Genomic DNA, 6065 nt, shown 5'->3' with positions numbered 1-6065 from the left:
TCTGACCGGCACCCTTCGGGGTGACCTCGACGGCCGGGAACGGGTTGCCCGACGTCTCACCACTGGAGTCGACCTGGTCGTTGTCACCCTGGTTCGGACGGGTCGGCTTCCAGCCGTCCAGCACCCCGCCGGCCTGGTAGTCGGCCGGGTTGTCCATCTTGATGGTGTACGTCTTGCCGTACTGCAGATCCTCCGGCTTGACGTTCTTGGTCACGGTGGAGTCGAAGTAGTACTCACCCCGCTCGTTGGTGACCGCCGTACCGATCTTCTTGCCATCGGCGTCATACAGGTTCACCGTGGCACCCACCACCGGCTCCTCACCGGGGTCCTGGATACCGTCCTCGTCCGTGTCCTTCCAGACCCGGTTACCGATCTGCAACGGCGCCTCGTCACAGAGGACTTCGAGGTCGCCGATGCCGCGAGCCTTGCCGAACCCGTTGTTCAGGTAGGCGCCGCCGTTGTCGACCCCGTCACCGTCGGGGTCCGCGAGCCGGGTGCCGTCCTGGCGGTCGACCCAGATCAGCCCGTGGCCCGTCCACCAGTCGTTCGGGGTGAAGAGGGGGTCCATGGCGGTGAAGGGCATGACCGTCTCCACCTTGGACAGGGCCAGACCACCCTGGCTGACCTCCTGGTGGTTGCCGAAGGCCCCCCACTCACCGGGGTAGAACTCCTGGACCCTCGGGTCCTGGTAGCCGCCGTTGTTGGCCTCGGTGGCGTGGTTGGCACAGCCGCCGTGGGTGTCCAGGACGAACATGTGGTTGCCGCCGCGGCAGGCCCGGTTGAGGTCACCGCCGTTGAGCGCGGTGGTTGCGGGGAAGCCGGGGAAGTCGGGCAGGGCCCAGCCGGCACGGTCGGGGAAGCGGTCACCGAGCGCGAGGACCATGTCGCCGTTGGTCTCGAAGACGATGTCGTCGAACTCGGGCTCCGGGTTCTGGATGGCACCCGTGCCGCAGGCATGGTTGACGCCGTCGAAGTCGACCTGGTTCGCGGGCCGGCCGCTGGTCCACGCGTACCACGTATTGCCGACGCAGGGGATGCCGTCGTATCCGCCGCGCCGGTAGTCGCTCAGTGCCTGGTCCATGACGGTGTTGGTGAACTGGCCCGTGGTCGGGTCGAATTCCCATACGACGGCCCGCAGGTCGGCCCGGTTGCCGGTGGACTCGGCCGTGCACACACCGCCGACGTACACCTTGCCGTCCTGGATGCCCAGACCGCGGGGGCGCCAGTCGCCCGGCGCGGAGCAGCCCGGGTCCTTGATCGGGTAGGACGCCTTCTCCTTGGCGGCCGTCGGCTGTGTGGCGTCGTAGCGGTAGAGCCTGCGGTCGTGCAGGTTGATGACGTACAGGTCCTTGCCGTCCGAACTGACGTCGAGGTCGCCCAGGGACTGCTTGCCCACCACCGAGTTGAACGCCAGGTCCATGTTGACGTCCGGCTGGTGCTGGGTGGCGCCGGCGTTGGGGACCGTGGCCCACACTCGGGTCTGCCCGTTGGGCTGGGTCACATAGATCGCGCCGGCGCCGCCCGGGCCGTAGTCCGAGCCCCGCTTGGCGTAGGCGGCGGAGAAGACGTTCTTGTTCACCTTGTTGTAGCCCAGGCCCCACACCGTGCCGGTGTCGGCCTCCGTGGCCAGCGCCTTCGACTGATCAGGGTTGGGCGGAGCGTCGGACGGCATCTGGACGCCGCGGGCGTTGAACGGGAGCTGCGTCAGGGTGCGCCGGCTCTGCGGCGTCGGGTCCGGCGGCGGAATGCTCGGGTTCTCACAGGCGGCGACCAGGGGCGCGTTCTTCTGGCAGTAGTCCTCCGGGCTCCAGAACGAGGTCGTGATCTCCACGTTCTTGCCGCCCGACAGGTCCACGAACTCCACGTTCGACGACAGCACCGTCGGATCGATCAGATCGCTCCTGAGCGAGGCGAACCCGGGAAAGAGCACACCCTTGTCGGGGTTCTTCACCTCGATGCGGTACTTGCCGCCGCCCAGGCTGTTGCCCGGGGTCAGCTTCACCGTGCCGTCCGCCTGCGTGGTGCCGGTGATCGACCGACCCGCGTCGTCGGTCAGCACCACCGTGACCCCGGCCATGCCGGGCTCCAGCACCTGGTCCCACTTCCCGTTCGCGTTCACCTCCCGCACGACGCGGACGGTCGCGTTGCCGTCCCCGGAGTCAGCCGCCGCGGGCGACACCGCGGAGACGATCCCGGTCGCCGCGAGCGACGCCGATAACGCGGTGGACAAGGCCAAGGACATCCCGCCGGACCATCGCCGGCGCTGCCGCTGTTCCACTAACGATTCCTGTCTCCACCAATGGGTCTGCGTCCGGAGCGAGACTGCTCGCGAGCCGAGACGCGCTTGTAAGAATCTTCACAGTTCCCTCACATGACGAGCACGTGAGCCGAACGGGCGAGTTCCTCGGTCCGGCGGTGGGTCCGGATCGCGAAGTGATCGTTCTCGGTCTCCCGTTGGGAGTGGCCGACGGCCGGTTCGAGATCCACCTGTGCTACGCTCTCCGCGTTGCAGTTGTGGTACCCATGAACCTATGTGCGCCTGACGGGAATGTTTCTCCTTCAGGCGCATTATTCGTTTTACCGGCATCTCCGGATGGGGCCTCTGCCTACAGAAGGAGAAGGACATGGCACAGGGAACCGTGAAGTGGTTCAACGCCGAAAAGGGCTTCGGGTTCATCGAGCAGGACGGCGGCGGCCCCGACGTCTTCGCTCACTACTCGAACATCGCGACCCAGGGCTTCCGTGAGCTCCAGGAAGGCCAGCGGGTCACCTTCGAGGTCACGCAGGGCCAGAAGGGCCCGCAGGCGGAGAACATCGTCCCCGCCTGATCGCCGGACGCGTATCCGCTGACCGGGGTCCGCACCGTCATGGTGCAGACCCCGGTTTGTGCTGTTTTCAGGAAGGCAGATCACTGCATGCCCCGCAGACCCCAGAAGCCGAACCGGCGCGCCTCGGCACGCCCACCGTCCGCGTCGTCGCCGAGGGAATTCCGGCTGCCGGAAAGCACGACACCCGCACTTCCCGCCGTCGAGGACTTCGCCGATCTGGCCATGCCCGCGGGGCTGCTGGAGACCCTCACCGCGCAGGGCGTGACCACCCCCTTCCCCATCCAGGCAGCCACCCTGCCCAACTCGCTCGCCGGCCGTGACGTGCTGGCCCGGGGGCGCACCGGCTCCGGCAAGACCCTCGCCTTCGGGCTTGCGCTGCTGGCCCGCACGGCCGGACTGCGCGCGGCGCCCAAGGCGCCCCTCGCCCTGGTGCTGGTGCCCACCCGTGAACTCGCCCAGCAGGTGACGGACGCGCTGACCCCCTACGCGACGGCGGTGAACCTCCGCCTTGCCACCGTGGTCGGCGGGCTGTCCATCACGAAGCAGGCCGGTGCGCTCCGGCGCGGCGCCGAGGTGGTCGTGGCGAGCCCCGGCAGGCTCAATGACCTCGTGGAACGCGGGGACTGCGTGCTCGACGACGTACGCATCACGGTGCTGGACGAAGCCGACCAGATGACCGACATGGGCTTCCTGCCGCAGATCACCAAGCTGATCCGGCAAGTACGGCCCGACGGTCAGCGCATGCTCTTCTCGGCCACCCTGGACCGCACCATCGACCGCCTGGTGCAGCAGTTCCTGACCGACCCCGTGGTGCACTCCGTCGACCCGTCGGCGGGGGCGGTGACCACCATGGAGCATCATGTGCTCCACCTCCAGGACGAGACCGACAAGAAGGCGGTCACGACGCGCATCGCGGCCCGTGACGGCCGGGTCATCCTCTTCCTCGACACCAAGAGGTCGGCCGACCGGCTCGCCAAGCGCCTGCTGGCCGTCGGAGTCCGCGCGGCGGCACTGCACGGGGGCCGCTCCCAGCCGCAGCGGAACCGCACCCTGGAACAGTTCAAGAACGGCCAGGTCACCGCGCTGGTGGCGACGAACGTCGCGGCCCGGGGCATACACATCGACGACCTCGACCTCGTCGTGAACGTCGATCCCCCGGCCGATCACAAGGACTATCTCCACCGGGGCGGCCGCACGGCCCGCGCCGGCGGTTCCGGCAGCGTGGTCACGCTGGTCCTGCCCGACCAGAAGCGGGACGTCACCCGGCTCATGTCGGACGCGGGCATCCGTCCCCGGACGGCCCGCATCACATCGAGCGACGCGGAACTGGCCACCATCACCGGCGCCCGCGAGCCTTCGGGTGTGGCCGTGACCATCGAGGTCCCCCGGCCCGCGACACCGCCGAAGCCCCGCACGGACCGGAAGACCGGCACCGAGCCCGGCGGGCGGTCCGGCCGCCGACGCCGGAGCGGCGGCAGTGCCAAGGCAGCGACAGGCGCTGCCGCCAGGACGGGGAGCCGGGACTCCGACCGGCGGGCCGGGGGGACAGCCGCCGGCGGCACCTCCGCGACCGGCGGACGCGGTGCTGCCCGCCGGGCGGGATCCGGCGAAGCGGGTGGCCGCGGCTCCGACCGCCAGTCCGCGGCCGGTGCGGCGACCGGCGCTCCCGCCGGCAAGGCCGCACGCGGATCCGGCCGACGGACGGCGGCCGGCGGTGCCACGGGCGGCGCCGCCGGTACCGGCGGCCGCGGCTCCGACCGCCGGGGCGGCCGTCGCGCCTCTGCCACCTGAGCAGCATCGGCGGGCCACCGACGCTGAAGATCGGCGGCTGTCCGGTCGGTTACAGCCCGACCGGGTTGAGGTAGGTGGCCGGGTGGGTGGCGCCGTTCTGCTTGAGGATCTGGCCGCCGAACGGCCACTTCAGGGTGAAGTGCTTCGTCTCGTTCGGCGGGGTGACCAGGAACTTCGCCGGAACGAACTTCTCCTTCTGCGGCGTGGACCTGGCCACCGGGAGCAGGGTGACGCTGAAGTCCACGGTGTCCCCCTGCTCCAGGGTCATCTTCACGGGCTTCTTGGAGGAGCGCGCCAGCGACCAGGTGCCGTCGGTCTTCTGAGCGCCGATCATGTCGACACCGGCGAAGCCGGACAGGGTGCAGGTGCGCTTGCTCCGGTTGGTGAACCAGATGTACGCCTGGGTCTGCGCCGTGGTCTGCTCCATCTCCGGCTTCGCGTCATCCCCCGTGGCGAAGCCGGCCTTCAGGTCGGCGGTGTGGCAGCGGGTCGGCTCGGCCTTGCCGGCGGCGGCCGAGGCCGGGACGGCGGTGGCGGCGGTGCCGGCGACGACGACGGCCGCAAGGGCCACGGCGGTCAGCTTGCTCTTCATGAGATTTCGGGTTCCCCTCGCATACGAATCGGCGCGCGAGGTCAGTGCGCGCCTACGCATCTGAAGATGGGCGATCCCCGGGGGAGGTTCGGTGCGCCGAAGGATCTTTTTCCGACGGCGAGGCTCCCGACGGAGCCCCCTCCCGCTAGGGGGTGTATCCCTTCACGTGTTCCGGGCACGTCCACACCTCGACCCCGGGTCCGCTCCCGGTGTCGATCCACTCGACGAGCACGGCCTCGGTCGTCTCGCGCAGGCAGCGTGCGCAGACGCGCGTGACGCCCACGGGTGCGGGCCCGTCCTCTGCGGATGCTCTGCCGGTCATGCGTGTACTCCTGCGGATGTGAAGGCTGGCAAGTAAAAGGGCTACGGGCCGCGTGCCGCGCTCACCCCGCGGACTGGCCCCGGCGGGAAACGCCCCACTCGTCCAGCCGTTCCGCGACCCATGCGTGGCTGACGTTGAACGACCGGGCGAGGGACGCGATGGATTCACCGCCCCGGTAGCGGGTGATCACGCTGCTGCGGCTGTCGGTGAACTCGGCCTGCGCCGCGCGTACTTCGGCTCGAGTCCGGCGCCGTACGCGTCCGCGGAACACGCGCTGGGCCGGGCGGCGATGCAGGTGCGCCTCGTAGTACTGCCTGCGCGGAACGCCCCATTCGTCGAGCCGAAGCGCCAGCCAGCCAGAGGTCACGCCGTACGCGTCGGCGATCCGGCTCACCGGCTCACGCGCCCGGTACCGCTCGATGATGGTGACCTTGTCCGCTCGCGCCGCCTCCCGTGCGGCGGCTCTCTCCGACGGGGTCGGGCGGCGCACGGTCACCTCCCTGGCGTCGCGACGCACGGCCCGTTGCCGAAA

General features: G+C 69.8%; 6 protein-coding genes. 2 read left to right on the top strand and 4 right to left on the bottom strand.

Annotation, left to right across the window (positions count from 1 at the left end; translation table 11 throughout):
* Nucleotides 1-2242: SdrD B-like domain-containing protein (locus CTZ28_RS09740; protein ID WP_220795316.1), on the bottom strand; the 2242-nt coding region annotated here is incomplete at its 3' end.
* A 382-nt stretch (nt 2243-2624) separates the two neighbouring features.
* On the opposite strand from CTZ28_RS09740, the gene CTZ28_RS09735 reads away from it, so the two are divergent.
* Together CTZ28_RS09735 and CTZ28_RS09730 are read left to right on the top strand one after the other, a co-directional pair.
* Nucleotides 2625-2828, top strand: coding sequence for a cold-shock protein (locus CTZ28_RS09735; protein ID WP_121888853.1), 204 nt, complete (start codon nt 2625-2627; stop codon nt 2826-2828).
* Between the two features lie 87 nt (nt 2829-2915).
* The gene (locus CTZ28_RS09730) at nt 2916-4619 is read left to right on the top strand and encodes a DEAD/DEAH box helicase (protein ID WP_121888852.1); all 1704 of its coding nucleotides are present in this window, start codon (nt 2916-2918) and stop codon (nt 4617-4619) included.
* Between the two features lie 49 nt (nt 4620-4668).
* On the opposite strand, the gene CTZ28_RS09725 is transcribed toward CTZ28_RS09730, so the two are convergent.
* The 3 genes from CTZ28_RS09725 to CTZ28_RS09720 all read right to left on the bottom strand — a co-directional run bounded on the left by CTZ28_RS09725 (nt 4669) and on the right by CTZ28_RS09720 (nt 6023).
* Nucleotides 4669-5211, bottom strand: coding sequence for a DUF4232 domain-containing protein (locus tag CTZ28_RS09725; RefSeq protein ID WP_121888851.1), 543 nt, complete (start codon nt 5209-5211; stop codon nt 4669-4671).
* A 145-nt stretch (nt 5212-5356) separates the two neighbouring features.
* Nucleotides 5357-5533, bottom strand: coding sequence for a hypothetical protein (locus tag CTZ28_RS46905; RefSeq protein ID WP_183154324.1), 177 nt, complete (start codon nt 5531-5533; stop codon nt 5357-5359).
* A gap of 61 nt (nt 5534-5594) precedes the next feature.
* On the bottom strand, nt 5595-6023 hold the full coding sequence (locus tag CTZ28_RS09720) for a hypothetical protein (protein WP_147481128.1): 429 nt from the start codon (nt 6021-6023) through the stop codon (nt 5595-5597).
* Nucleotides 6024-6065: the final 42 nt, after the last annotated feature.

It is taken from the genome of Streptomyces shenzhenensis (assembly GCF_003688995.1).
Classification (GTDB): Bacteria; Actinomycetota; Actinomycetes; order Streptomycetales; family Streptomycetaceae; genus Streptomyces; species Streptomyces shenzhenensis_A.
Note: the sequence above shows the minus strand (reverse complement) of the source record. Positions and strands in the feature narration are given on the sequence as shown.